The organism is Pseudomonas sp. FP818 (assembly GCF_030687335.1).
Taxonomy (GTDB): Bacteria; Pseudomonadota; Gammaproteobacteria; order Pseudomonadales; family Pseudomonadaceae; genus Aquipseudomonas; species Aquipseudomonas shahriarae.
Window position 1 is genome coordinate 5,813,027 of sequence record NZ_CP117427.1, and the last position, 25,496, is coordinate 5,838,522.

Here is a 25,496-nt window from a genome sequence, read left to right on the forward strand (position 1 = left end):
GCAAGACAGTTAAATGACAAGAGGACTTAGCATGGTTGGCAGGAGCATTCTGATCGTTGACGACGAAGCGCCCATTCGCGAAATGATCGCCGTTGCGTTGGAAATGGCCGGCTATGACTGCCTGGAGGCAGAGAACTCCCAGCAGGCCCACGCCATTATCGTCGACCGCAAGCCGGACCTGATCCTGCTGGACTGGATGCTGCCCGGCACCTCCGGCATCGAATTGGCCCGACGCCTCAAGCGCGATGAGCTGACCGGGGATATCCCGATCATCATGCTCACCGCCAAGGGCGAAGAGGACAACAAGATCCAGGGCCTGGAAGTCGGCGCCGACGACTACATCACCAAGCCATTTTCCCCACGGGAACTGGTTGCCCGCCTGAAGGCCGTGCTGCGCCGTGCCGGCCCGACCGATGGCGAGGCACCGATTGAAGTCGGTGGCCTGCTGCTGGACCCGATCAGCCACCGCGTGACCATCGACGGCAAACCTGCCGAGATGGGTCCCACCGAATACCGCCTGTTGCAGTTCTTCATGACCCACCAGGAGCGCGCCTATACCCGTGGGCAATTGCTCGATCAGGTGTGGGGCGGCAATGTGTATGTCGAGGAACGCACCGTGGACGTGCATATCCGCCGCCTGCGCAAAGCCTTGGGCGATGCCTACGAGAATCTGGTACAAACCGTGCGCGGTACCGGTTATCGGTTTTCCACCAAGGGCTGAGCCAACCCCACCCAGACTTAACAGCCGACAAGGACGCATGTTCAAGTGAATCAAAACTGGCATGGCACCCTGATCCGCCACATGCTCTTGCTGGTCACCGGCTGCCTGTTGGTGGGCCTGATCAGCGGCTACTACGGCTGGAGCCTGGCCATTGGCCTGGGCCTTTACCTGGGCTGGACCCTCAAGCAATTGCTGCGCCTGCACGAATGGCTGCGCCAGCACAAACCCGACGAGGCACCACCCGACGGCTACGGCCTGTGGGGCGAGGTGTTTGACAGCATCTATCACCTGCAACGTCGCGATCAGCGGGTACGTGGCCGCCTGCAGGCGGTGATCGACCGGGTCCAGGAGTCGACTGCCGCGCTCAAGGACGCGGTGATCATGCTCGACAGCGACGGCAACCTGGAATGGTGGAACCGCGCCGCCGAGACCCTGCTGGGCCTGAAGACGCCTCAGGACAGCGGCCAGCCGGTGACCAACCTGGTACGCCATCCGCGCTTCAAGGAATACTTCGAGCAGGAAAACTATGAGGAAGCCCTGGAAATCCCCTCGCCCACCAACGACCGGGTGCGCATCCAGCTGTACCTCACGCGCTACGGCAACAACGAGCATTTGATGCTGGTGCGCGACGTCACCCGCATCCATCAGTTGGAACAGATGCGCAAGGATTTCGTCGCCAACGTCTCCCACGAATTGCGTACGCCCCTGACCGTGATCTGTGGCTACCTGGAGACGCTGCTGGACAACGTCGAAGAGGTCAACCCGCGCTGGAGCCGTGCCTTGCAGCAAATGCAGCAACAAGGCTCACGCATGCAGACCCTGCTCAACGACCTGCTGCTGCTGGCCAAGCTGGAAGCCACCGACTACCCCTCGGACAACCACCCCGTGGCCGTACAGGGCCTGCTGCAGACCATCAAGAACGATGCCCAGGCCTTGTCCGGCGAGCGCGGCCAGATCATTACCCTGGAAGCCGACCCGTCGGTGCTGCTCAAGGGCAGCGAGGGCGAGTTGCGCAGCGCCTTTTCCAACCTGGTGTTCAACGCCGTGAAGTACACCCAGGACAAAGGCACGATCCGCATCCGCTGGTGGGCCGATCACCAAGGGGCGCACCTGAGCGTGCAGGATTCGGGGATTGGTATCGACAGCAAGCACTTGCCACGCCTGACCGAGCGTTTCTACCGCGTCGACTCCAGCCGTAACTCCAACACCGGCGGCACCGGGCTGGGCCTGGCGATCGTCAAGCATGTGTTGCTGCGTCATCGGGCCCGCCTGGAAATCAGCAGTGTGCTGGGCCACGGCAGCACCTTTACCTGCCACTTCGCACCGACCCAGGTCACCCATGCGCAAACAATCGCGGTGAAGGATTAATCTGAAAATACCCCCCACCGCCTGTGGGACCGGGCTTGCCTGCCATAGCATCTCCTGGGTGCTTCTGTAAGCGCCAGGCGCCTGCATCGCAGGCAAGCCAGCTCCCGCATAAGCCCGCTGCAGCAGGCATTCACGGTTCCACCCGGCAGCCGCCACTAGGCAAGCGCCCCTTCAGCCGCTACATTGCCTGACTTGTGCCCGCCCTTGAGGCACAGCCATCACCCCTTTTTGAATACACGGAACCCGCAAAACCCCATCATGGACCCTTCCCCTGGTATCACCCTCGCGACACTCTTCGCCGATTTCGGCATGATTCTTTTTGCACTGATCCTGGTACTGCTCAACGGTTTCTTCGTTGCGGCGGAATTTGCCATGGTCAAACTGCGCGCCACCCGTGTCGAGGCGATCGCCCACACCAATGGCTGGCGCGGGCAGATCCTGCGCACCGTACACAGCCAGCTCGACGCCTACCTGTCGGCCTGCCAGCTGGGTATCACCCTTGCCTCCCTGGGCCTGGGCTGGGTCGGTGAGCCGGCCTTCGCGCACATTCTGGAGCCGATGCTGGGCGCCATGGGCGTCGAATCGGCCGAAGTGATCAAGGGTGTGTCGTTCTTCGCTGCCTTCTTCGTGATTTCCTACTTGCACATCGTGGTCGGTGAGCTGGCGCCCAAGTCCTGGGCCATTCGCAAACCCGAGTTGCTGTCGTTGTGGACGGCGGTGCCGCTGTACCTGTTCTACTGGGCCATGTACCCGGCGATCTACCTGCTCAACGCCAGCGCCAACGCGATCCTGCGCATCGCCGGCCAGGGCGAGCCCGGCCCGCACCACGAGCACCACTACAGCCGTGAAGAGCTCAAGCTGATCCTGCACTCCAGCCGTGGCCAGGACCCGAGCGACCAAGGCATGCGCGTGCTGGCCTCGGCCGTGGAAATGGGCGAGCTGGAAGTGGTGGACTGGGCCAACTCGCGGGAAGACCTGGTGACCCTGGACTTCAACGCGCCGCTCAAGGAAATCCTTGCACTGTTCCGCCGCCACAAATTCAGCCGCTACCCGGTGTACGACCCGGTGCGTGGTGAGTTTGTCGGCCTGCTGCACACCAAGGACCTGCTGCTGGAACTGGCGGCCCTGGACCATATTCCCGAGTCGTTCAACCTGGCCGAACTGACCCGCCCACTGGAGCGCGTATCCCGGCACATGCCGCTGTCGCAACTGCTCGAGCAGTTCCGCAAGGGCGGCGCGCACTTTGCCCTGGTAGAAGAAGCCGACGGCAACATCATCGGCTACCTGACCATGGAAGACGTGCTGGAAGTGCTGGTGGGCGATATCCAGGACGAACACCGCAAGGCCGAGCGCGGCATTCTCGCCTACCAGCCGGGCAAGCTGCTGGTGCGTGGTGACACGCCGCTGTTCAAGATCGAGCGCCTGCTGGGCATCGACCTGGACCACATCGAAGCCGAAACCCTCGCCGGCCTGATCTACGACACCCTCAACCGGGTGCCGGAAGAGGAAGAAGTGCTGGAAGTGGAAGGCCTGCGGATCATCATCAAGAAGATGAAAGGCCCGAAAATCGTGCTGGCCAAGGTCCTGATGCTCGACTGAACCCCTGTAGGAGTCGGCTTGCCGGCTCCTACAACCCCGACGCAAAGTTGGGCAAGGCCTGTACCGGCTGCGTGAACTCATACGGAATCGACACCCACCCCGCCCCCCGTATCGCGCTGCACCACAAAAATGCAGGTGTGGCCCGCTGCTGTTGCCGGTATTGCCCGATAGCCCCAGCAGGCTGCCCACCCCCACGCGCTGCCCGTCCCTGACGCTGACCGACCCTTGCTTGAGGTGCAGATACACGCCCTGGGTGCCGTCATCGTGCAACACCCGCACGAAGTTGCCCGAAGGGTCACTGCCGCGCCCGGCTTGGTTGTTCTCGGTCTTCACCACCAAGCCGCCCCGCGCAGCGATGATCGGCGTGCCCTCAGGCATGGCGATATCCATGGCGTAGCGACTCTTGACGTCAGAGTGACTGAACGTGCCCCCAGGGCCCTGGGTCAGGCGGAACGGACCGCCACGCCAGGGCAAGGCGTAACGCTGGAACTGGGCGGGCCGCAGGTGACGTGGCGGCTGGGGATCAAGCGCCTGGCGCTTTACCGACGCCACACGGCGCTCCTGGAAGACAAACGCCTGGGCGCCAGGAGTCTTCTGGTCGCTGAAAAACACCACGCCACGGGCATCGGTGGAACGATAGAGGGTCATGGCCAGGGTCGATGAAGCGACCGCGCACAGGCCACAAAACAACATTAAACGCACAAGCATCGGATAAACCTGCCGGGTATGACTGAACGGCAGGCTAGCAAGGATTCATGACAATGTTGTGTGGACTAACGACCCCTGTAGGAGTCGGCTTGCCTGTCACTGATGCAGCGACAGACAGACCGAGATCGCTGGCAAGCCAGCGCCTACAGGTGATCGAGGTTTTGCTTCAGGCACCCGGCACAAAATGCTTCTGCGCGGTGCCCCGGGCAATCAGCCGGGAGATGTAGTCGAGCTTCTGCGCGTCCTGGTCGATAAAGCGGAAGGTCAGTTGCAGCCAGTCGCTGTCAGGGCGCGGCTCGTAGGCGACGATGGCGTGCAGGTAGCCGTTGAGGCGTGCGGTTTCGGCGTTCTCGCCTTGTTCAAGGTCGAGCACCGCGCTTTCCAGCACTTGTGGCAGGACGTCGCCCCGGCGTACCACCAGCAGCGCCTCCTTGATGCTCAGGCCCTTGATCACACATTGCTGGGTGCCACTGGACAGGCGCAGTTGGCCCTGGCCGCGACCGCTGGCGGCCGAGGGGGCGGCGGTGGGCTGCACTGCCGGGCTGTTGAGCAAACCTTTGCTCGGCGCAGCCACCGGGGCCGGCTTGACCGCTTCGGGCTTGCCGCCGGTCAGGGCGCTGAGGGAGTCGTTGCCAAAGGCCGAGTTCATCTTGGTCGGCGCGCTGGCCAGCAAGGCGTCGAGGCGGCCGATCTTGTTCAGGGCCTGCTTGACCTTGTTCAGCAATTGCTCGTTGGTGAACGGCTTGCTGACATAACCGGAGACGCCGGCCTGGATGGCCTGGACCACGTTTTCCTTGTCGCCGCGGCTGGTGACCATGACAAACGGCATGGACTTGAGCTGAGGCTGCTCACGGCACCAGGTCAACAGTTCCAGGCCAGACATTTCCGGCATTTCCCAGTCGCACAGCACCATGTCGAAGGTTTCGCGCATCAGGATGGCCTGGGCCTTTTTGCCGTTCACCGCATCTTCAATCTTGATACCGGGGAAGTAGTTACGCAGGCACTTCTTCACCAGGTCGCGAATAAACGAGGCGTCATCCACCACCAATACACTGACTTTACTCATCGACCCTTCATCCTCTCAAAACCCCGGCAAGCAAAACGCTTAACTGATGGCATTTTGCCAAAAACTCGTCAGTCACGCCGGGACTTTACAGCCGCCCGCAGCGCAAAACTCATACGCCACAAACGCAAACGCCCGACCAGAGGTCGGGCGTTTATTTCTCGGGCAATCTTACTTATCGTCAGATTCGGCCGGAACATTAGGGATTTGATCGGCTGTGCCTTCAACTTCGGCTTTCATGCGCTTGAGGCCCATGTGCCGTACGTCGGTGCCGCGCACCAGATAAATCACCAATTCCGAGATATTGCGCGCGTGGTCGCCGATCCGCTCCAGGGAACGCAGCACCCAGATGATGCTCAACACCCGCGAGATAGAGCGCGGGTCTTCCATCATGTAGGTCGCCAGCTCACGCAGGGCGGTCTTGTACTCGCGGTCGATGATCTTGTCGTACTGGGCCACGGACAATGCCAGGTCGGCGTCAAAGCGCGCAAAGGCATCCAGCGCGTCGCGCACCATGTTGCGCACCTGGTCGCCGATGTGGCGCACTTCGACGTAACCGCGTGGCGCTTCGCCTTCTTCGCACAACTGGATAGCGCGACGGGCGATTTTGGTGGCTTCGTCGCCGATACGCTCGAGGTCGATCACCGACTTGGAAATGCTGATGATCAGACGCAGGTCGGACGCCGCCGGCTGGCGACGGGCGAGGATGCGCAGGCATTCCTCGTCGATGTTGCGCTCCATCTGGTTGATCTGGTCGTCGATCTCGCGCACTTGCTGGGCCAGGCCCGAGTCGGCCTCGATCAGCGCGGTGACCGCGTCGTTGACTTGCTTCTCCACCAGCCCGCCCATGGCCAGGAGGTGGCTGCGCACTTCCTCAAGCTCGGCGTTGAACTGCGCGGAGATGTGGTGGGTAAGGCCTTCTTTGCTAATCATGTTGGCGTCCTTGGAGCGTCCGGTAAGGTGCGGAGAACCGCAGCGTCAGTGCAATCAGAACCACAGCTTCCTAGCCGTAACGACCGGTGATGTAGTCTTCGGTCTGCTTCTTCGCCGGATTGGTGAACAGGGTATCGGTATCGCCGAATTCCACCAGTTTGCCCATGTACATGAACGCGGTGTAATCGGAAACCCGTGCCGCCTGTTGCATGTTGTGGGTCACGATGACGATGGTGAACTTGGACTTGAGCTCGTAGATCAGCTCTTCGACTTTCAGCGTCGAGATCGGATCGAGTGCCGAGCACGGTTCGTCGAGCAGCAGTACTTCCGGCTCCACGGCGATGGTCCGGGCAATCACCAGACGCTGCTGCTGGCCGCCGGACAGGCCGAGGGCCGATTCGTGCAGGCGGTCCTTGACCTCATCCCACAGCGCCGCGCCCTTGAGGGCCCACTCCACTGCTTCGTCGAGGATGCGCTTTTTGTTGATGCCCTGGATGCGCAGGCCATAGACCACGTTTTCGTAGATGGTCTTGGGGAACGGGTTGGGCTTCTGGAACACCATGCCCACCCGGCGACGCAGCTCGGCCACATCTTCGCCCTTGCGGTAGATGTTGCTGCCGTAGAGGTTGATCGCGCCCTCCACACGGCAACCGTCCACCAGGTCGTTCATGCGGTTGAAGGTGCGCAACAGCGTGGACTTGCCGCAGCCCGACGGGCCGATAAAGGCGGTCACGCGCTGCTTGGGGATGTTCATGCTGACGTCGAACAGCGCTTGCTTCTCACCGTAGTACAGGCTCAGGCCCGGAACTTCGATGGCCACGGTTTCTTCGGCCAGGCTCAGGCTCTGCTTGTCGCGACCCAGGGCTGACATGTTGATGCCGTGGGAATGGGTTTCATGTTGCATGGGATGCTCCCTGTGCTACCAATTCGTTTCGTTGAACCGCGGCTTCATAGTGGGCCTTGCGGTTTACCTCAAATCTGTTTCCAACTCGGTTCCCTGTGGGAGCGGGCTTACTCGCGAAAGCGTCAGGTCAGTCAACCAATCTATTACTGAGACACCGCATTCGCGAGCAAGCCCGCTCCCACATTAGGTCCGCGTTCAATTCAATCAGCTATCCAGCGCCTTGTATTTTTCGCGCAGGTGGTTACGAATCCATACCGCCGACAGGTTCAGCGTGGCGATCACCAGCACCAGCAGGAACGCGGTGGCGTACACCAGCGGGCGGGCCGCTTCGACGTTGGGGCTCTGGAAGCCGACGTCGTAGATATGGAAGCCCAGGTGCATGATCTTCTGGTCCAGGTGCAGGTACGGGTAATTGCCGTCCAGCGGCAGCGACGGCGCCAGCTTGACCACACCCACCAACATCAGCGGTGCGACTTCACCCGCGGCGCGGGCCACAGCGAGGATCATGCCGGTCATCATCGCCGGGCTGGCCATGGGCAGGACGATTTTCCACAGGGTCTCCGCCTTGGTTGCACCCAGTGCCAGGGAACCCTCACGCACGGTGCGTGGGATTCGCGCCAGGCCTTCCTCAGTGGCCACGATCACCACCGGTACCGCCAGCAGCGCCAGGGTCAGCGAAGCCCACAACAGGCCCGGCGTACCGAAGGTCGGTGCCGGCAGGGCTTCGGGGAAGAACAGGCGGTCCACCGAGCCACCCAGCACGTAGACGAAGAAGCCCAGGCCGAACACGCCGTAGACAATCGCCGGGACGCCCGCCAGGTTGTTCACCGCGATACGGATAATGCGGGTCAAGGCGTTCTGCTTGGCGTATTCACGCAGGTAGACCGCCGCCAGCACGCCGAATGGGGTCACGATCATCGCCATGATCAGGGTCATCATCACGGTGCCGAAGATCGCCGGGAAAATCCCGCCTTCGGTGTTGGCTTCCCGTGGGTCATCGCTGAGGAATTCCCAGACCTTACTGACATAGAAACCCATCTTGGTCAGGGTGCCCATGGCGTTCGGCTGGTAGGCGTGCACCACGTGGCCAATATTGATTTCCAGCTCTTTGCCGTTGGCATCGCGGGCCGTGAGGCTGTCGCGGTTGAACTGGGCGTGCAGGTCGGCCAGGCGCGCTTCAACAGCCTGGTAACGGGCATTCAGCTCGGCGCGATCGGCATCCATATCGGCCTGGGCGGCGGCGTCGAGCTTGCCGTTCAGTTCCAGCTTGCGACCTTGCAGGCGGATGCGCTCGAGGCCGGCGTTGATCGCGCCGATGTCACTCTTCTCAAGGGTCTTGAGATCGGCAGCCAGCTTGTTCACCCGCTCAACCCGCGCCTGCAGCTCTGGCCACGCAGCCTCGCCTTCGGCGATGACTTTGCCATCCTGCTTGACGTTGACCAGGGTGCCGTAGAAGTTACCCCACTCACGACGCTCGATGGCCATCAACTCGGCAGGCGTGGTCTGGTTGGTCAGCCACTCGCCGACGATCCAGGTGAAGTCATTGCCGTTCAAGTCACGGTTGCCGACCTTGATCAGCTCGCGGGTCATGAACTCCGGACCTTCGTCCGGCACCGGCAGGCCAGCGCTTTTCAGGCGCTCGCGCGGCACTTGTTCTTTCTGTACCACTTCGCCGATGACGATGTGGTTGGCCTGGCCCGGCACGCCGTAGTTGGCCTGGATCAGGTCAGCCGGCCAGAAGTGACCCAAGCCGCGCACGGCAATCACAGCCAGCAAACCAATGGTCATGATGACCGCGATGGCCACCGCGCCACCGCTGATCCAGACGCCGGGGGCGCCGCTCTTGAACCATCCATTCAGGGAGTTCTGTTTCACAGACTTCTACCTTTCTTAAAGCGACGAGTATTTCTTGCGCAGACGCTGACGGATCAGCTCGGCGAGGGTGTTCATGACGAAGGTAAACAACAGCAGTACCAGCGCCGAGAGGAACAGCACCCGGTAGTGACTGCCGCCCACTTCCGACTCGGGCATTTCCACCGCGACGTTGGCTGCGAGCGTTCGCAGGCCTTCGAACAGGTTCATCTCCATGACCGGGGTGTTACCCGTGGCCATCAGCACGATCATGGTTTCACCCACCGCACGGCCCATGCCGATCATCAGCGCCGAGAAAATCCCCGGGCTGGCGGTCAGCAATACGACGCGGGTCATGGTCTGCCAAGGCGTGGCGCCCAGGGCCAGGGAACCCAGGGTCAGGCCGCGCGGTACGCTGAACACGGCGTCTTCGGCGATGGAGTAGATGTTCGGGATCACCGCAAAACCCATGGCCAGGCCGACAACCAGGGCGTTGCGCTGGTCGTAGGTGATGCCAAGGTCGTGGGAGATCCACATGCGCATGTCGCCACCGAAGAACCAGGTTTCCAGGTACGGGCTCATGTACAACGAGAGCCAGCCCACAAACAGGATCACCGGGATCAACATCGCACTTTCCCAGCCATCGGGAACACGCAGGCGGATCGACTCAGGCAGGCGACTGAAAGCAAAACCCGCCACCAGGATGCCAATCGGCAACAACATCAGCAGGCTGAAAATCCCCGGCAGGTGCCCTTCGACATACGGCGCCAGGAACAGGCCGGCGAAGAAGCCGAGGATCACCGTCGGCATCGCTTCCATCAGCTCGATCACCGGCTTGACCTTGCGGCGCAGGCTCGGGGCCATGAAGTAGGCGGTGTAGATCGCCGCGGCAATGGCCAGTGGTGCAGCCAGCAACATGGCGTAGAACGCGGCCTTTAGCGTACCGAAGGTCAGCGGCGCGAGGCTCATCTTGGGTTCGAAGTCGCTGTTGGCGGCGGTCGATTGCCAGACGTATTTAGGTTCGTCGTAGTTTTCGTACCAGACCTTGCTCCACAACGCGCTCCAGGACACTTCCGGGTGCGGGTTGTCGAGGGACAACGGCTGCAGCTTGCCGCCGGCTTCGACGAGCACGCGGTTGGCCCGTGGCGACATGCCGAAGATGCCTTGGCCTTCTACCACCGGGTCCACCAGCAGGGTGCGATGCGCGGTGCTGTGGAACACACCGAAGTTGCCGGAGGCATCCAGGGCGGTAAAGCCTTTGCGACGCTCTTCAGCGGTGATTTCCACCACCGGTGTGCTGCCCATCTGGAACGTGCGGATCTGCTTGAGGTGTTGCTCGCCATCCGGGTCGCGGGCCATGAACCACTGGGCCAGGCCGCCCTTGGAGTCGCCGACGATCAGCGAGATACCGCCCACCAGCTGGGTGCTGGCGGTGATTTCGGCGCTGCCATCTTCCAACAACTTGTATCGACCGTTGAGGCTGTTGTCGCGCAGGCTGAACACATCGGCCAGGGCGCGACCGTTGATCACATACAGCCATTGCTGGCGCGGATCGACGAAGATCGCTTTCACAGGCTCAGTCATTTGCGGCAAGTCGATGCGCTTCTGCTCGCTGACCACTTCGCCGGTCATCATGTTTTCTTCGCGGCTCACCGACAGCACGTTCAGGTGCGAGCCAGAGGAGCCGGCAATGACCAGCGAGGTCTCGGTGGCGTTGAGGGCCACATGCTCCAGCGGACGACCGGCCTCATCGAGCACCATCGGCGCTTCGCCGTAGGGGTATTCGATTTCCGGCGAAATGGTCTTCTTACCGTCCGGGTAGGACACTTTATAAGTGTGGCGGAACACCAGGGACTGGCCGTTGGACAGACCGAGGATCACCAGCGGGCTGCCCGGCTGGTCTTCACCGATGGACACCACACTGGCGCCGGCCGGCAGGGCCAGGTCGACCCGTTTGAGCTCAGCGCCAGTGTCGACAGTGAAGAACAATGCCTGGCCCTTGTCGGAAACCCGCATGGCGACCTGGTTCTGTTCTTCCAGCGAGATCAGCAACGGCTTGCCGGCATCCTGCATCCAGGCAGGCGTCAGGGCCTCGTCCTTGGTCAGGCTGGCACCCTGGAACAGCGGCCCGACCACGTAGGCCAGGAAGAAGAAAATCAGGGTGATAGCGCCGAGGACGGCGAGACCGCCGACCAGCACGTACCAACGGGTCAGGCGGTCCTTGAGCGCGCGGATGCGGCGCTTGCGTTGCAGCTCAGGCGTATTGAAGTCAATGCGCTTGGGAGGAGAAGTCGTCGTCATGGTGGAATTGGCCAGATCATTCATGCGCACACCCTAGCGATCCTGTATGACAGAAAGATGACAATGCAGTGACGCAAGAAATCCGCCGCGTAGCAGGGCTGGCAGCGGACCGAAAAATTAGGGGTGTAGGCCGGCTTGTTGTGGGAGCGGGCAAGCCCGCTCCCACACAAGAGCATGCATCTACACCAGGTAGTACAGGCTTATTTGCCTTCTTGCAGACCCAGGTCAGCCAATGCCTTGGCGGCAACTTTGGCTGGCAGTGGGATGTAGCCGTCTTTGACTACAACTTCCTGGCCCTGTTTGGACAGAACCAGTTTCACGAACTCGGCTTCCAGCGGGGCCAGAGGCTTGTTCGGGGCTTTGTTGATGTACACGTAGAGGAAGCGCGACAGCGGGTACTTGCCGTTCAGGGTGTTCTCTTCGGTGTCTTCGACGAACTCGCCGCCTTCTTTCTTGGCCAGGGCCACGGTTTTCACGCTGGCGGTCTTGTAGCCGATGCCCGAGTAACCGATGCCGTTCAGCGAGGAGCTGATGGACTGCACGACCGAAGCCGAACCTGGCTGTTCGTTGACATTGGGCTTGTAGTCACCTTTGCACAGGGCTTCTTCCTTGAAGTAGCCGTAGGTGCCGGATACCGAGTTACGACCGAACAGTTGCACCGGCTTGTTGGCCAGGTCACCGGTCACACCCAGGTCGCCCCAGGTCTTGACGTCAGCCTTGGCACCGCACAGACGAGTCGACGAGAACACGGCGTCAACCTGGGCCATGGTCAGGTGCTTGATCGGGTTGTCCTTGTGTACGAACACAGCCAGGGCGTCCACGGCCACCGGGATAGCAGTCGGCTTGTAGCCGTACTTCTGCTCGAAAGCCTGCAGTTCGTTGTCCTTCATCTTGCGGCTCATCGGGCCCAGGTTAGCGGTGCCTTCGGTGAGTGCAGGCGGCGCGGTGGAAGAACCGGCGGCTTGAATCTGGATGTTGACGTTCGGGTATTCTTTTTTGTAGTTCTCGGCCCACAGGGTCATCAGGTTAGCCAGGGTGTCGGAACCGACGCTGGACAAGTTGCCCGATACACCAGTGGTTTTGGTATAAGCCGGAATTGCCGGGTCAACACCAGCGGCCACCGCGTGGGCAGTCGCAACGCCAGCAGCGACAAAAGTCATTGCCGCCATCAAACGCTTCAGTTTCATGCCTTACTCCTAGCAGATAGGGATAGTTGGATCGGGGCCAAGTATCGGTAGGCCGTGTGAACACTCTATGTCTGGAATATGACAATTAGATGAAAGGCCAGTATTGAGCGAAAGGTCGCCCGGAATTTTCCGACAGATCTTTAGGGTTTCCTCTAGGAACCGCACTGACTAACCTCCGCACGTCGCTGCCAATGACACGACGTAACCAGAGGCCCCCCTTAGGTTGACAAAAAACAAGCAAAGCATAGTCTTGTCAACCTAAGGAGACCTCACATGATCAATGACCGAATTCGCCGCGCAAGGTTGTTGCGTGGTATGTCGCTGGAAGCACTGGCACTCAGTCTCGGCGACATCACCAAGCAAGGCCTGAGCAAGTATGAAAAAGGCTTGAGTACTCCGAACTCCCAGCGTCTTCTGCAATTGGCCAGGGCGCTGGAGGTGAGCCCGGAGTATTTTTTCCGCCCTGAAGCCCTGCCACTTGCGCCGCTGGAGTTCCGCAAGCTGGCGAAGATGCCTCAATACCGCCAGGTACAGGTCGAGGAACAGGTTCGTGAACACCTGGAGCGATACATAGCCCTAGAGGAGTGCTTCGATCCGCTGGATATCCAGACCGCCAGAACTCCACCACAGATGTTGTCCGTTACCTCTATAGAGGAGGCCGAATGGGCGGCCGAGGAGCTGCGCAAATATTGGGGCATCGGCGCAGACCCAATCGCCCATCTGACTGAGCAACTTGAGGAGCACGGTATCAAAGTGGTGATGCTCAACGGCCCGGATGATTTCGACGGAGCCTGTGCCGCCACCCATGATGGCGAACATGTGCTGATAGCTCTGAACGCCCAACGACCAGGCGAGCGCATTCGCTTTACCGCCGCTCATGAGTTGGGACACTGGGTGATGCAACTACCCGATGAGATGTCCGAACGCGATAAAGAACACTGCTGTCACCGCTTCGCGGGGGCTTTTCTTTATCCAGCCAAAAGTGTCACCGGAGATTTCGGGAGCCATCAACGCTCACGCGTCCACCCTCGCGAACTCTTGATTGCCAAACGCCAGTATGGACTCTCGATGCATGCGGCGCTCCGTCGGTTGAAGGACCTCAATCTGCTGGGAGAAAGTGGCTACAAATCCCTGACTATTCAGTTCAGCAGCAATGGCTGGCGCAAGGCAGAACCCGAGCAGTTGCCGTGCAAGCCGCCTCAGCGTTTCGAATCGCTGGTGTTCTGGGGCCTGGCGGAGGGTTTGATCACCAAGTCACGGGCAGCTGAGTTACTGCGTCGCCCAGTGAAGGCTCTAGACCCTAATTTTCTGGGCTCACTGGAGAGTGCATGAGCCTGATCTATATCAGCGATACCAATATCTGGATTGATTTCAGAAACGCGGGATTGCTGGAGCATATGTTCAGGCTACCTTTCACGCTCTGCTGCACTGATTTCGTCATGCACGAACTCGAGGACTTCGCTCATGATGAACTGCTCGCCCAAGGGCTGGTGGTCGAGTCATTTGACGAGCGAGGTGTACAAAAACTCTGGGCGCTCAAAATTGCACACAACAACAGCGCCTTGGCTGACGTCTCCTGCTACCTGCTGGCACAGATAACCGGAAGACCACTGCTCACAGGAGATGGGAAGCTCCGTCGCCAGGCTATCCAGGACGGGCTGCAAGTACATGGTGCACTGTGGCTACTCGACCTTATGGTCGAGCATCAAGTCATCAGCTCTGGCGACGCAGCGACGGCGCTAGACACCATGTTAGCGGGAGGCTCTCGCTTGCCCGTATCAGAATGCCAAGCCCGACTGTCTACCTGGCGTCCGAACCTTCCTGAGTTTTGATCAGCACATCCATGTGCATCAGTAAGCCCGAGGCGTTTACCGCCCGCGTTTCCACAGGTAGGCACCCACCAGCATCCCCATCGTGCAGATCACGGCGACGTAGTACGCCGGGCCCATCGGGCTTTCTTTCATCAGCAGCGACACCACCAACGGCGTCAGACCACCGAACACCGCGTAGGCAACGTTGTAGGAAAACGACAGGCCGCTGAAGCGCACCACCGGTGGGAAGGCCTTGACCATCACGTAGGGCACCACGCCGACCACGCCGACGAACAGGCCGGTAAGGGTGTACAGCGGGAACAGCCAGTTTGGGTGATCCAGCAGGCTGTGATACAGCGTCCACGAGGTCGCGAGCAGCAACGCGCAACCGGCGATCAGCACGCGCCCGGCGCCGAAGCGGTCAGCCAGTGCGCCGGAGAGGATGCAGCCCAGGCTCAGGGTGACGATCGCCAGGCTGTTGGCCTGCAACGAGACTGTCGGGCTGAAGTGGTAGATGGTCTGCAGCACGGTCGGGGTCATCAGGATCACAACGACAATGCCGGCCGACAGCAGCCAGGTCAGCAGCATCGACAGCACGATGGCGCCACGGTGGTCACGCAGGACCGCACGCAATGGCAGCTCGGCGGCCAGGGTCTTGCGCTGCTGCATTTCGGCGAAGATCGGGGTTTCGTGCAGCCAGCGGCGCAGGTACACCGAGAACAGGCCGAACACACCGCCCAACAGGAACGGGATCCGCCAGGCGTAGTCCGACACTTGCTCCGGGGTGTAGATCGTGTTGATCGCGGTGGCCACCAGCGAACCCAGGAGGATACCGGCGGTCAGGCCGCTGGTCAGGGTGCCGCAGGCATAGCCGATATGGCGTGGCGGTACATGTTCAGAAACAAAAACCCACGCGCCCGGCACTTCTCCACCAATCGCCGCGCCCTGGATCACGCGCATCAGCAACAACAGGATCGGGGCCCACAGGCCGATCTGCGCGTAGGTCGGCAACAGACCCATGATCAGGGTCGGCACCGCCATCATGAAGATGCTCAGGGTGAACATCTTCTTGCGCCCCAGCAGGTCACCGAAGTGCGCCATGATGATCCCGCCCAGCGGCCGCGCCAGGTAGCCGGCGGCGAAGATGCCGAAGGTCTGCATCAGGCGCAGCCATTCGGGCATGTCGGCGGGGAAAAACAGTTTCCCGACCACAGTGGCGAAGAACACGAAGATGATGAAGTCGTAGAACTCCAGCGCGCCCCCCAGGGCGGACAGCGACAGGGTTTTGTAGTCGTTGCGGTTCAGCGGTCGTGCGGGCGGCGCAATGCTTGAAGGCACTGTGGTCATGGCAAGGCTTCTCTTATTAGGTCAGATCAGGAATCCGCAACAGTGCTGGTTTGGCCTGGCAGGTCCGGCAAGATAACAAATTGCCCGCAAAAGCACAGTCTAAACACCTGCACAGCGACTGGCGTCGACTCGCAAAGTCACCACCTTGCAAGGCCCGCCTATTCCCTCTTCGAATTATTATCGGGGACCGAAAACGCCAGCAAATACTGGAGCGCAGAGTTCAAAAGGCACAATGGTCAAACCCCTCAAGTTGCATGACTGTTTTGGCCATTTCCTTGACGCCTGTGAAGCCGTGCAGATAGATGTACAAAATCAGGGCCGGACGGTCGTCGCGCAGGCTATCGACCGATATACTGCCCACCTTGCACCGGCATATCCGTGGAAGTTGCGCGAAAACGTCGTTGGCACCGGCCAGCCGATTTCGCAGAGTTTCCCTTCAGGCGCCTTTCGAAAAACGTGACGAACGTAGTATGTTCGGGGCTGAATCGTTTTTCCAAGACGGCTATTCACCGATTACATAGTCCAAGAGTCACGGGTCAGAGGCACCCCCGGCATGATCGAACTCGAACAAGAAGATCCTATCCCGCAAGGCGATCTCGCCCTGCAAATCACCGCACTCCCCCGTGAAACCAACGGTTTCGGCGATATTTTCGGCGGCTGGCTGGTGGCGCAGATGGACCTCGCTGGCACGGCAATGGCCAGCAAGGTCGCCGGTGGTCGCGTGGCTACCGTCGCCATTGACCGCATGGCCTTCCTGGTTCCGGTGGCAGTGGGCGCGCAGCTGTCCTTCTACACCCAGGCCCTGGAAATCGGCCGCAGCTCGATCCAGATGATGGTCGAAGTGTGGAGCGATGACCCGCTGTCCAGCGAATGGCGCAAAGTCACCGAGGCGGTGTTTGTGTTCGTCGCCATTGATGGCAGCGGTCGCACTCGCTCGGTTCCGTCGCGGGCGCGTTAAACCTCGCGGCGGTTTGGCGGTCCATTGCCCCATTGCCTGTCACTAAGAGAGCCTTGTATGCCTACGCCCCACCTTGAAACCGTGAAAATGGATGAGCTGGACTGCTGGCGCATCCGCCACAACGGCGCCGAAGTGCTGGTGGCCCAACAAGGCGCGCACATCTTCAGCTACCAGCCCGCGGGCGCCAAGCCGGTGATCTGGCCCAACGACCAGGCCGTATTCAAGGCTGGCAAAGGTATCCGTACGGGTGTGCCGGTGTGCTGGCCGTGGTTTGGTGTGTTTGACCGCAACCCGCAAAGCGTCAAGGCGATGCGCCAGAGTGATCAGCCGGCCGGCGCCCATGGTTTCGCGCGCACGGCCATCTGGACCTTGGCCGGCGTCGAAGACAATCGGGTTGAGCTGGTATTGCCGGCACCTGCTGGCGGCTTCCCGGATTGGCCGCATCAGGTCGATCTGAAAATGAGCATCCTGCTCGACGAGCAACTGCATATCCGCCTGACCAGCCACAACCGTGGCACCGACACCGTGACCATCAGCCAGGCGCTGCACAGCTACTTCGCAGTCAGCGACGTGCGCAAGGTGCAGGTCGAAGGCCTGGACGGATTGGACTATATCGATACCGCCGACGGCTGGGTGACCAAGCAACAGGCCGGCGCACTGCACTTCGCTGCAGAGACCGATCGTATCTACCTCGATACTCCAGCTCAATTGAACATCGTCGATCAAGACTGGCAACGCCGGATCCAGCTCACCAGCGAAGGGTCCAAATCGACCGTGATCTGGAACCCATGGACCGAACGGGCCAAGGCTTTCGATGATATGGCCGACGATGGCTGGCAGGGCATGCTGTGCATCGAGACGGCGAACGTGCTGGACGATGTGGTGGCATTGGCACCGGGCGCTAGTCACACCATGGGTGTGAGCATCGCCAGCCTGCCCCTGTAAACCCAATCGAATGTGGGAGCAGGCTTGCTCCCACAAGGGGATTTTTGGCGCCGGTTACAGGTCCGATTCCTGCACCACCCGCACCACCCCCGCATCCAGCGCATACGCTGCATCCGCCAGGTCGTTGTTGACCGTCTCCACCTTCAACGTGCCAGTGACCCACAACGGCGTGTAGATATCGTCCAGCTTCAAGCCTTTGGGATAGCGCACCAGCACCAGTTGATTGGGCGGCGGCGGCGGTACGTGAATGCAGGCGCCCGGGTAAGGCACCAGGAAAAACAGGGTGCTGCGGCCCTTGGCATCGGTTTCCAATGGCACCGGATAACCGCCAAGACGGATGTGCTTGCCGTTCATGGCGGCCACGGTCTTGGTCGAATACATCACCGCCGGCAAGCCCTTGCTCTGTTTCAGGCCACCCTTTTCGGTAAAGGTGCCCAGGGCTTCTGGGGAGTTGTGGTCGATATCCGGCATTTGTTCGAGAGCCTTCTGGTCCGACTCGGGCATCAGTTCCAGCCAGTCGGTTTCCGTAAGCTCAGCGGCGTGGGCCAGGCTTGAACCCAGCAAAAGGACAGTCAACAGAAGGCGGCGCATGAAGGGGCTCGGCAAATAAGAACAGTGCCGGCATTCTAGCCCTCTGCGCCTGCGCAGCGCAGAGGGCTTGTCGCTAAATTACTTCTTTTTCAGCAGACCGTAGATCACCAGCAACACAATGGCACCCACCAGCGCGCCAATGAAACCTGCACCCTGACCTGCCTGGTAGATACCCAGGGCCTGACCGCCATAGGTCGCCGCCAGGGAGCCGGCGATACCCAGCAGGATGGTCATGATCCAGCCCATGCTGTCGTCGCCTGGTTTCAGGAAACGCGCCAGCAGGCCGACGATCAAACCGATAAAGATGGTCCCAATGATACCCATGGCATTTCCCTCTGAATGAAAGTTAGCTGAAGCCTAGTCAGACTTTGGCGTCCTGCAATCAGAGGATGGCGGTCACCAATGGTTCCCGCCAGCCCGTGGGTTATTGCGCGGCGATCAGCGCCTGGACCTTGGCGATCTGCGCGTCGAGTGTCGCGCGGTCCTTGCAACGCAGGTTGGCGTGGCCGACCTTGCGCCCGGCCTTGAACGCCTTGCCGTAGTGATGCAGGTGGCAGTCATCAATCGCAATGACCTGCTCTACCGGCGGCACCACGCCAATGAAGTTGAGCATCGCGCTCTCGCCCACCTTGGCCGTGGAACCCAGTGGCAAGCCCGCTACCGCCCGCAGGTGGTTTTCGAACTGGCTGCACTCGGCGCCTTCGGTGGTCCAGTGCCCGGAGTTATGCACGCGCGGGGCAATTTCGTTGGCCTTGAGGCCACCGTCGACTTCAAAGAACTCGAATGCCATCACGCCGACATAATCCAGTTGCTTGAGCACTCGGCTGGAATAGTCTTCGGCCAGGGCCTGCAACGGGTGGTCGGTGCTGGCCACGGACAGCTTGAGGATGCCGCTGTCGTGGGTGTTGTGCACCAACGGGTAGAAGCGCGTTTCGCCATCACGGGCGCGCACGGCCACCAGCGAGACTTCGCCGGTAAACGGCACGAAGCCTTCCAGCAGGCAGGCGACGCTGCCCAGTTCGGCGAACGTGCCGACCACATCGGCTTCGGTACGCAGGACTTTCTGGCCCTTGCCGTCATAACCCAGGGTGCGGGTTTTCAGCACCGCCGGCAGGCCGATGCTGGCGACCGCCGCATCCAGGTCCGCCTGGGACTGGATGTCGGCGAAGGCCGGAGTCGGAATGCCCAGGTCCTTGAACATGCTCTTTTCGAACCAGCGGTCACGGGCGATGCGCAGTGCTTCAGCGCTCGGGTACACCGGGACGAATTGCGACAGAAACGCCACGGTTTCGGCTGGCACGCTTTCGAATTCGAAGGTCACCAGATCGACTTCATCGGCCAATTGGCGCAAGTGGTCCGGGTCGCTGTAGTCCGCCCGCAGGTGTTCGCCCAGGGCCGCCGCACAGGCGTCCGGCGCCGGATCAAGAAACGCGAAGTTCATCCCCAGCGGCGTACCCGCCAAGGCCAGCATGCGACCCAGTTGGCCGCCACCGATTACACCGATTTTCATCAATCAACAACCTCAGGCGATGCGTGGGTCTGGATTGTCCAGGACGCTGTCAGTCTGTTCGGCGCGGAATTTCTTCAGGGCCGCGTGGAACTGTGGATGCTTGGCGCCCAGGATACTGGCCGACAGCAATGCCGCGTTGATCGCGCCGGCCTTGCCAATCGCCAGGGTGGCCACCGGAATCCCGGCGGGCATCTGCACGATGGACAGCAGCGAATCCACACCCGAGAGCATCGACGACTGCACCGGCACGCCGAGCACCGGCAAGTGGGTCTTGGCCGCACACATGCCCGGCAGGTGGGCTGCGCCACCGGCACCGGCGATAATCACCTCGATGCCACGGGATTCTGCTTCATCGGCATACTGGAACAGCAAGTCCGGCGTGCGGTGGGCGGAAACCACCTTCACTTCAAACGGAATGCCGAGTTTTTCCAGCATATCGGCGGTGTGGCTAAGGGTGGACCAATCGGACTTGGAGCCCATGATCACGCCAACCAATGCACTCATCGTCGTGCCTCTTCTCTCTGGGCGCCCGCAGGCGCGTCAAAAAACAACAAGCCACGCGGGAAATCCGGCGTGGCTTGTTGTACGAATTAAGGCCGGTTGGACCGGCCGAAGGCCGCGCAGTATACCGTAATAATGCAGATAAACAGCCCCTGTGCCGACCATCTGTCTTACGCTTCAAACCTGCGGTTTTATTGACTTTAGAGTCAGCGAAAACACCCCGAAATACTCTGGGAGCTGGCTTGCCTGCAATGTCGGCTGATACACCGCTATCGCAGCATAGGTATCTACACAACTCTCTATCTAGTGCTTATTGAGTTTGTGTTGGGCTCAGCTATTCTGCGCCGCCCCACCTTCCAGCTTGCGCCACAGCAATCGCACGTTCGCCTTGCGCACCAACGCACAGCGATACAGGCGAATCTCCAGCGGCACATGCCACTGCGGCCCGCCACACACCACCAGCTCGCCCCGGGCCAGTTCGGCGCGCACGCTCAACTGTGGCACCCAGGCAATCCCCAACCCTTCCAGGGCCATGCTTTTCAGGCTGTCGGCCATGGCGGTTTCATACACCGTGGTAAAGCGCAGCGCGCGCTGGCGCAACAGCAGGTTCACCGAACGGCCGAGGAACGCCCCGGCGCTGTAGGCCAGCAGCGGCACACTGCCCTCGCCTTCCAGGTCGAACAACGGCTTGCCATCGGCATCGGCGGCGCACACCGGGAGCATTTCAGTGTTGCCCAAGTGCAGTGACGGGAAAATCTCCGGATCCATTTGCATGGCTGCGTCCGGGTCGTAGAACGCCAACATCAGGTCGCAGCCGCCTTCGCGCAGGGCATGCACCGCATCGCCGACGTTGGTGGCCACCAGGCGCGTGGCGATGTTCAGCCCTTCGTTGCGCAATTGCGCGATCCAGCGTGGGAAAAAACCCAGCGCCAGGGAGTGCGCTGCCGCCACTTGCATGACTTCGCCCTGGCCGCCTTCAAGGTGATGCAAATGCCGCAGCACTTCACCCAGTTGCTCGACCACCGTGCGCGCCGTGACCAAAAACAACTGCCCCGCCGCCGTCAGCTCGACGGGCGTGCGCGAGCGGTTGACCAGGGTCAGTCCCAGGGCCGCCTCAAGGCTGCGGATGCGTCGACTGAAGGCCGGCTGGGTGACAAAGCGCCGCTCCGCCGCCTGGGAGAAGCTGCGCGTGGCCGCCAGGGCGCTAAAGTCTTCCAGCCATTTGCTTTCAAGGTTCATCTGATTCTCCAGGGCATGCACCATTTTGGCACACACGCCCGCCATGATAACCGGGTCACATCAACATTATGCCGTTTGTGCATAGGCCAGCGCTTAATAGCATTGGCCCAAAAATTTCCACAAGCCTAGCATTCACAGCGTTCCGGCCTAGCCCGGGTCCATATCGAGATGATTTCCGTCATGTCCTCTGCTGCATCATTCCGTACAGAAAAAGACCTGCTTGGCGTACTCGAAGTACCTGCCCAAGCGTACTACGGCATCCAGACCCTGCGAGCGGTGAACAACTTCCGTCTCTCCGGCGTTCCGATTTCGCATTACCCGAAATTGGTGGTCGGTCTGGCAATGGTCAAGCAAGCCGCCGCTGATGCCAACCGCGAGTTGGGCCAGCTCAGCGAAGCCAAGCACGCTGCCATCAGCGAAGCCTGTGCCCGCCTGATACGCGGCGACTTCCACGAAGAGTTCGTGGTGGACATGATTCAAGGCGGCGCTGGCACTTCAACCAACATGAATGCCAACGAAGTCATCGCCAACATCGCGTTGGAGGCCATGGGCCACAACAAGGGCGAATACCAATACCTGCACCCCAACAACGACGTGAACATGGCGCAGTCGACCAACGACGCCTATCCGACCGCGATCCGCCTGGGTCTGCTGTTGGGCCATGACGCGCTGCTGGCCAGCCTCGACAGCCTGATCCAGGCGTTCGCCGCCAAAGGTGTCGAGTTCGGCCACGTTCTGAAAATGGGCCGCACCCAACTGCAAGACGCCGTGCCGATGACCCTCGGCCAGGAGTTCCGCGCCTTCGCCACGACCCTGGGTGAAGACCTGGCACGCCTCAAGACCCTGGCTCCGGAGCTGCTGACCGAAGTCAACCTGGGCGGCACCGCCATCGGTACCGGCATCAACGCCGACCCGCGCTACCAGGCCCTGGCCGTGCAACGCCTGGCCACCATCAGCGGCCAGCCGCTGGTACCGGCGGCCGACCTGATCGAAGCCACCTCCGACATGGGCGCGTTCGTGCTGTTCTCCGGCATGCTCAAGCGTACCGCGGTGAAGCTGTCGAAGATCTGCAACGACCTGCGCCTGCTGTCCAGCGGCCCACGTACCGGGATCAACGAGATCAATCTGCCAGCGCGTCAGCCAGGCAGCTCGATCATGCCCGGCAAGGTCAACCCGGTCATCCCGGAAGCCGTGAACCAGGTGGCCTTCCAGGTCATCGGTAACGACCTGGCCCTGACCATGGCGGCCGAAGGCGGCCAACTGCAACTGAACGTGATGGAGCCGCTGATCGCTTTCAAGATCTTCGACTCGATCCGCCTGCTGCAACGCGCCATGGACATGCTGCGCGAACACTGCATCGTCGGCATCACCGCCAACGAAGCACGCTGCCGCGAACTGGTGGAGCACTCCATCGGCCTGGTCACCGCGCTGAACCCGTACATCGGCTATGAAAACGCCACCCGCATCGCCCGTATCGCCCTTGAAAGCGGCCGTGGCGTGCTGGAACTGGTGCGCGAAGAAGGCTTGCTCGACGACGCCATGCTCGACGACATCCTGCGCCCGGAAAACATGATTGCCCCGCGTCTGGTGCCTTTGAAGGCCTGAACGCATGTAGCACCGCTCACCAGGTTGAGGGACTAGACACCTCTCACCCTTTTGAGGGCTTGAAGATTTCGATCTTCAGGCCCTTTTTTTTGCTTTTTTAACGCCTGCCCCCTGAGCGAGTTGGCTCGCTCCCACTAACACCTATATAGAAGCGCGCAACTGCGTTTTATATATAAAACAAATAAGCCGTTTATTAACTTCCCCGCGTTACCTGAAAAAGCACCGACCTCTCGCAACTTCCCATTACATGCCCGAACAGTGTGCAAATTCGTGCCATATAAGAACCAACGTTTCATATATGAAACGTCAAACTTTCAATTACTTAACCCCAAGTCATTCATATAAAAGGACATTTACTAAAAACCTGTAGGAAATAAACCCCTGGCATTGTTCATGCACTAAACGGCGTATCACCTATAAAACAGACCAGAGTACCTTCCTGATGGCTGTGAAAGAGATGTACGCCGTGACGCCCCAATGGAATAACCAAGCTCTCAGGGAAGAGCTGGAGCCGACTGAAATTGAATTTCGCAATGTCGGTAAATGTTTCCCGGCCAAGGGTAAAGCGGACGCGCCCTTCGCCATTCGCGAGGTGAACTTCAAGATTCGCCGGGGTGAAGTGGTGTCGATCATCGGCCCTTCCGGTTGCGGCAAGAGCACCATCCTGAACATGGGCTCGGGTCTGTACCGCCCCAGCGAAGGTGAAGTGTTCGTCGGTGGCGAGCCGGTCACCGGGCCGGTGCCGCAGGTTGCGTTCATGCTGCAGAAGGACCTGCTGATGCCCTGGCGCAGCATCCGCCGCAACGTCGAACTGGGCCTGGAAATCCAGGGCGTGCCTGCCGCCACCCGGCAGAAGGTGGCCCTGGACCTGCTCGACCGCTGCCACCTCAATGGCTACGCCGATCACTACCCGTTCCAGCTCTCCGGTGGCATGCGCCAGCGCGCCGCCCTGGCCCGCACCCTGGCCATCGACCCGCAGGTGCTGTTCCTCGACGAGCCGTTCTCGGCCCTCGATGCCCAGACCAAGATGATCCTGCAACAGGACATGGCACGGATGCTCTTCGACGAGAAGAAAACCGCGCTGTTCATCACCCACGACCTGATCGAAGGCATCGCCATGTCCGACCGCTTGCTGGTCATGAGCGCCCGCCCCGGCACGATCATCGAAGAAATCAGCATCGACCTGCCGTTTCGCGACAACCCCCTGGAGCGCCGCAAGCTGCCGGAAATCGGCCCGCTGGTAGGCCGCCTGATGGAGTTGCTCCAGGTCGGTGCCGACACCGAACTGCACTGATCACCGCCCTTGCGGCCCCCAACCGATTCCGGAGTCCCCATGCTCAAGTCTCTGTTTCAACGTCTTTGCGCCCTCAGCCTGGGCCTCGGTGTGGCCTGTGCCGCCCAGGCGCAGCCGACCAAGGTCACCTACCTGCTGCCGGCGCCGCCCAACTCGCCCGCGTTCGCACCGTGGATCATCGCCAAGGAAAAGGGCTACTACACGGCCCAGGACCTGGACCTGACGTTCATCGCCGCCAAAGGTGGCGTGGACGTGGCCAAGCAGATCGGCGCCGGTAACGCGTTGATCGGCGGGGCCATCGGTGACACGCCTATCGTGGTGCGGGCCAATGGCATCCCGGTACGCGCCGTGGCGGTGCTGGGCGACGGCGGCGTGACGATGATCGCCACCAACGCCAAGGACAACATCAACCGCATCAGCGACCTCAAGGGCAAGACCATGACGGTGATGTCGTACTCCGACACCACCTACTACGCCCTGCTCGCTTCGCTGCGCAAAGCCGGGCTGGGCAAGAACGACGTGAACATCCAGGCCGCCGGCCCCGCCGGCGTCTGGCAGCTGTTCTCCGCCAACAAGGCCCAGGCCATGGCCGGGGTGCCGGACTGGGTGATCAATGCCGAGGAAGCCGGGGTGCAGATCAAGTTGATCCCCCAGGACCAGATCTTCGAAAGCATGGCCCAGGCGATTCTCGCTTCCGACGACGCCATCAAGAACCAGCCCAAGCTCGTGCGTGGCGTGGTCCAGGGCACCCTGCAAGGCATGCGCGACATCATCCAGGACCCGCGCGCCGCTGCCGTGACCTTCGCCAAGGCGGTACCGGCGTATGCCGGCAAGGAGGACTCGCTGGAGAAGATCTTCAAGCTCTACGTCGAACACGTCTACGCCAAGCAGGCCGTGCTCGGGCACATCGATCCGCAGCACCTGGACAAGGTCCTGCAGTTCTATGTCAGCGAAGGCATCGTCACCCAGGCGACCCCGCTTGAAGACCTCTTCACCAACCAGTTCGTCGACAGCCCGGTCGCCGCACAGTGAGCCACCGGGACATTGAGGTACGTACACG

The 25,496-nt window shown here is 60.9% G+C and carries 22 protein-coding genes and 1 pseudogene; 10 read left to right on the forward strand and 13 right to left on the reverse strand.

Translation table 11 applies throughout. The features are described 5' to 3' along the window. The first annotated feature begins 31 nt into the window (after positions 1–31). From phoB to PSH80_RS26635, 3 genes are all read left to right on the forward strand, one after another. Entirely contained in the window at positions 32–721 is a 690-nt protein-coding gene (gene phoB / locus PSH80_RS26625) for a phosphate regulon transcriptional regulator PhoB (RefSeq protein WP_003176964.1), read from the forward strand. A gap of 81 nt (positions 722–802) precedes the next feature. After that, positions 803–2,089 carry a phosphate regulon sensor histidine kinase PhoR gene (gene phoR / locus PSH80_RS26630; RefSeq protein ID WP_178112044.1) on the forward strand — a complete coding sequence of 429 codons (1,287 nt, stop codon included), beginning with the start codon at positions 803–805 and terminating at the stop codon, positions 2,087–2,089. 258 nt (positions 2,090–2,347) lie between these two features. After that, positions 2,348–3,688, forward strand: a complete 1,341-nt coding sequence (locus tag PSH80_RS26635) for a hemolysin family protein (protein ID WP_305418687.1) — start codon at positions 2,348–2,350, stop codon at positions 3,686–3,688. Positions 3,689–3,716: 28 nt separating this feature from the next. Here PSH80_RS26635 and PSH80_RS26640 read toward each other — a convergent pair. From PSH80_RS26640 to PSH80_RS26670, 7 genes and pseudogenes are all read right to left on the reverse strand, one after another. Further along, positions 3,717–4,396 (reverse strand): annotated as a pseudogene (locus PSH80_RS26640) (M23 family metallopeptidase). Between the two features lie 166 nt (positions 4,397–4,562). After that, positions 4,563–5,462 (reverse strand): response regulator, encoded by a 900-nt coding sequence (locus PSH80_RS26645; RefSeq protein ID WP_057961180.1) that lies wholly within the window; start codon positions 5,460–5,462, stop codon positions 4,563–4,565. A 168-nt stretch (positions 5,463–5,630) separates the two neighbouring features. Continuing rightward, positions 5,631–6,392: a phosphate signaling complex protein PhoU gene (phoU, locus tag PSH80_RS26650; protein WP_057961181.1), complete on the reverse strand. Its 762-nt coding sequence runs from the start codon at positions 6,390–6,392 to the stop codon at positions 5,631–5,633. Positions 6,393–6,462: 70 nt separating this feature from the next. Then, positions 6,463–7,296 carry a phosphate ABC transporter ATP-binding protein PstB gene (gene pstB, locus PSH80_RS26655; RefSeq protein WP_029289934.1) on the reverse strand — a complete coding sequence of 278 codons (834 nt, stop codon included), beginning with the start codon at positions 7,294–7,296 and terminating at the stop codon, positions 6,463–6,465. A 204-nt stretch (positions 7,297–7,500) separates the two neighbouring features. Further along, complete coding sequence (pstA, locus tag PSH80_RS26660; RefSeq protein WP_057961182.1) at positions 7,501–9,171, reverse strand: phosphate ABC transporter permease PstA; 1,671 nt, start codon at positions 9,169–9,171, stop codon at positions 7,501–7,503. 15 nt (positions 9,172–9,186) lie between these two features. Beyond that, positions 9,187–11,220 carry an ABC transporter permease subunit gene (locus tag PSH80_RS26665; protein ID WP_169989492.1) on the reverse strand — a complete coding sequence of 678 codons (2,034 nt, stop codon included), beginning with the start codon at positions 11,218–11,220 and terminating at the stop codon, positions 9,187–9,189. Between the two features lie 428 nt (positions 11,221–11,648). Then, positions 11,649–12,635, reverse strand: a complete 987-nt coding sequence (locus PSH80_RS26670) for a phosphate ABC transporter substrate-binding protein PstS (protein WP_057961184.1) — start codon at positions 12,633–12,635, stop codon at positions 11,649–11,651. Between the two features lie 273 nt (positions 12,636–12,908). Between PSH80_RS26670 and PSH80_RS26675 the strand changes: the two genes are divergently transcribed. Together PSH80_RS26675 and PSH80_RS26680 are read left to right on the forward strand one after the other, a co-directional pair. Continuing rightward, on the forward strand, positions 12,909–13,967 hold the full coding sequence (locus tag PSH80_RS26675) for a helix-turn-helix domain-containing protein (RefSeq protein ID WP_057961185.1): 1,059 nt from the start codon (positions 12,909–12,911) through the stop codon (positions 13,965–13,967). Further along, positions 13,964–14,467, forward strand: a complete 504-nt coding sequence (locus PSH80_RS26680; RefSeq protein ID WP_057961186.1) for a DUF3368 domain-containing protein — start codon at positions 13,964–13,966, stop codon at positions 14,465–14,467. The genes PSH80_RS26675 and PSH80_RS26680 overlap by 4 nt, the downstream gene beginning before the upstream one ends. A gap of 36 nt (positions 14,468–14,503) precedes the next feature. On the opposite strand, the gene PSH80_RS26685 is transcribed toward PSH80_RS26680, so the two are convergent. Beyond that, positions 14,504–15,784 carry an MFS transporter gene (locus PSH80_RS26685; RefSeq protein ID WP_169955454.1) on the reverse strand — a complete coding sequence of 427 codons (1,281 nt, stop codon included), beginning with the start codon at positions 15,782–15,784 and terminating at the stop codon, positions 14,504–14,506. Between the two features lie 562 nt (positions 15,785–16,346). Here PSH80_RS26685 and PSH80_RS26690 point away from each other — a divergent pair. Then, positions 16,347–16,751 (forward strand): acyl-CoA thioesterase, encoded by a 405-nt coding sequence (locus PSH80_RS26690; protein WP_003176975.1) that lies wholly within the window; start codon positions 16,347–16,349, stop codon positions 16,749–16,751. A gap of 57 nt (positions 16,752–16,808) precedes the next feature. Further along, positions 16,809–17,696, forward strand: a complete 888-nt coding sequence (locus PSH80_RS26695; RefSeq protein ID WP_128593290.1) for a D-hexose-6-phosphate mutarotase — start codon at positions 16,809–16,811, stop codon at positions 17,694–17,696. A 54-nt stretch (positions 17,697–17,750) separates the two neighbouring features. Here PSH80_RS26695 and PSH80_RS26700 read toward each other — a convergent pair whose 3' ends face one another. The 5 genes from PSH80_RS26700 to PSH80_RS26720 form a co-directional block, all read right to left on the reverse strand. Next, positions 17,751–18,287, reverse strand: coding sequence for a DUF3299 domain-containing protein (locus tag PSH80_RS26700; protein ID WP_057440544.1), 537 nt, complete (start codon positions 18,285–18,287; stop codon positions 17,751–17,753). Between the two features lie 78 nt (positions 18,288–18,365). Next, the gene (locus PSH80_RS26705) at positions 18,366–18,611 is read right to left on the reverse strand and encodes a GlsB/YeaQ/YmgE family stress response membrane protein (protein ID WP_029289950.1); all 246 of its coding nucleotides are present in this window, start codon (positions 18,609–18,611) and stop codon (positions 18,366–18,368) included. A 100-nt stretch (positions 18,612–18,711) separates the two neighbouring features. Then, positions 18,712–19,797, reverse strand: coding sequence for a 5-(carboxyamino)imidazole ribonucleotide synthase (locus PSH80_RS26710; protein ID WP_057444228.1), 1,086 nt, complete (start codon positions 19,795–19,797; stop codon positions 18,712–18,714). 12 nt (positions 19,798–19,809) lie between these two features. Further along, the gene (purE, locus tag PSH80_RS26715; protein WP_057440545.1) at positions 19,810–20,301 is read right to left on the reverse strand and encodes a 5-(carboxyamino)imidazole ribonucleotide mutase; all 492 of its coding nucleotides are present in this window, start codon (positions 20,299–20,301) and stop codon (positions 19,810–19,812) included. Positions 20,302–20,628: 327 nt separating this feature from the next. After that, positions 20,629–21,537 carry a LysR substrate-binding domain-containing protein gene (locus tag PSH80_RS26720; protein WP_057440625.1) on the reverse strand — a complete coding sequence of 303 codons (909 nt, stop codon included), beginning with the start codon at positions 21,535–21,537 and terminating at the stop codon, positions 20,629–20,631. A gap of 180 nt (positions 21,538–21,717) precedes the next feature. Between PSH80_RS26720 and aspA the strand changes: the two genes are divergently transcribed. The 3 genes from aspA to PSH80_RS26735 all read left to right on the forward strand — a co-directional run bounded on the left by aspA (position 21,718) and on the right by PSH80_RS26735 (position 25,468). Continuing rightward, the gene (gene aspA, locus PSH80_RS26725; protein ID WP_038444539.1) at positions 21,718–23,142 is read left to right on the forward strand and encodes an aspartate ammonia-lyase; all 1,425 of its coding nucleotides are present in this window, start codon (positions 21,718–21,720) and stop codon (positions 23,140–23,142) included. Between the two features lie 457 nt (positions 23,143–23,599). Further along, the gene (locus PSH80_RS26730) at positions 23,600–24,436 is read left to right on the forward strand and encodes an ABC transporter ATP-binding protein (protein ID WP_057440627.1); all 837 of its coding nucleotides are present in this window, start codon (positions 23,600–23,602) and stop codon (positions 24,434–24,436) included. Between the two features lie 39 nt (positions 24,437–24,475). After that, a complete protein-coding gene (locus tag PSH80_RS26735) occupies positions 24,476–25,468 on the forward strand; it encodes an ABC transporter substrate-binding protein (protein ID WP_057961189.1) in 993 nt (330 codons plus the stop codon). The last annotated feature ends 28 nt before the right edge of the window (positions 25,469–25,496 follow it).